Raw genomic sequence first — 973 nt, 5'->3', positions numbered from 1 at the left:
GTTTAGAGGTCGCGCAGATAGGTGGGTTTCATGGTCGGCGGGTGGGGCGGGTGTCCCACCGGTACAAGGTCCAGGCCTGCCGGATGAGGCTACGTACGGTGATGATGGCGTCGGCGAGGTCGAAGTAGGCGTGGACGACTGTCTCTTTGCGTTCGTAGCAGCGTTGGAGCCGGTTGAAGGCGTTGTGCCAGGCGTTCGTGCGTTCGACATGCCATCGTTTGGTGGCCTGGACGGGGGCCTTGACTCCTTTGCGGGCGATCTCGCCGGTCAGGCCTCGTGCGGCGAGGAGGTCGCGGGTCGCGGCGGAGTTGTAGCCGGCGTCCAGGTGGATGGTGATGTCTTCGGGTAACGGGCCGAGGTCGTCGAGGTGTTCCAGGGTGGGTTTGAGCAGTGGCGAGTCGTGGCGGTTGGCGCCGGCCAGGACGCGTCCCAGCGGGATGCCGCGAGCCTCGACCATCAGTGAGCGTTTCATGCCCTGTTTGCCGCGGTCGACCGGTGATCGCCCGGCGATCTCGCCGCCGCCGGGTGCTTTGGTGATGCACCCATCGATGGCGAGGTCATCGAGCAGGAGTCCGACGATGCGGTCGTAGGCGTCGAGCGCGATCGCCTTGAGTTGGGCGAACAGGCCGAGGTTGATCCATTCGTCGCGGCGGTTGCGGATCGTGGTGGCCGAGCAGGTCGAGTCGGCGATGGCCTCGTACGAGCAGCCGAAACGCAGCACTTGCAGGAGCTTGTCGAACACGAGCCGGTCGGCGATGCGTCGACGGTGGCAACCCAGGGGGTGGCTCGGATCGGTGACGGATCGTGCGGGCAGCAGCGCAGCGAATTGGTCCCACAAGGGATCGCTCAGCCATGATGGGACAGCGGGCACAGGCGTTCCAGTGATCACTAGGCGTAGGAACCTTCATGATCACTGATGCCTGTGCCCGTCTCCTACCCGCCGGTGCCCGCCGACCTATTTGCGCGACCTCTT

General features: G+C 65.3%; 1 protein-coding gene. It reads right to left on the bottom strand.

Annotation, left to right across the window (positions count from 1 at the left end; all coding sequences use genetic code 11):
• Nucleotides 1-28 precede the first annotated feature (28 nt).
• Nucleotides 29-871, bottom strand: coding sequence for an IS5 family transposase (locus Vqi01_RS30340; protein WP_204038558.1), 843 nt, complete (start codon nt 869-871; stop codon nt 29-31).
• Nucleotides 872-973: the final 102 nt, after the last annotated feature.

It is taken from the genome of Micromonospora qiuiae (genome assembly GCF_016863555.1).
In the GTDB taxonomy this organism is placed as follows: Bacteria; Actinomycetota; Actinomycetes; order Mycobacteriales; family Micromonosporaceae; genus Micromonospora; species Micromonospora qiuiae.
This window is presented reverse-complemented; position numbering and strand designations above follow the sequence as displayed.